We start from the raw sequence: 279 nt of genomic DNA, 5'->3' as shown, positions 1-279 counted from the left end.
GAGCGTATCCGGCAACTACAACCAAAGCAAAGCCAGCGGCCACAGCCGCAACGTCGGCAGCCAGAGCGGCCTCTTTGCCGGCGAAGGCGGCTACCACATCACCGCCGACAGCGTCCGGCTTAAAGGCGGTGCCATCGCTTTATTAGGCATAAGTAACAAATTTACTGCTCAATCTGAGAAACGGGGCACTAAGTAACAAATTTACTGCCGAAAATTTATTTTTCAGAAAAATAATCCTGAATAAACTTTATCTTGTTAGCCTTACTCATACCGTGATGA

The 279-nt window shown here is 48.0% G+C and carries 1 protein-coding gene; it reads left to right on the top strand.

The window, feature by feature from the left end:
* Nucleotides 1-196: hypothetical protein (locus tag MB824_RS08495; RefSeq protein WP_238748031.1), on the top strand; the 196-nt coding region annotated here is incomplete at its 5' end.
* Nucleotides 197-279 lie beyond the last annotated feature (83 nt).

The sequence above is a fragment of the Kingella pumchi genome (assembly GCF_022288825.1).
Taxonomy (GTDB): Bacteria; Pseudomonadota; Gammaproteobacteria; order Burkholderiales; family Neisseriaceae; genus Kingella_D; species Kingella_D pumchi.
The sequence above is the reverse complement of the archived record's forward strand: the minus strand, read 5'-3'. Positions and strand labels throughout refer to the sequence as shown.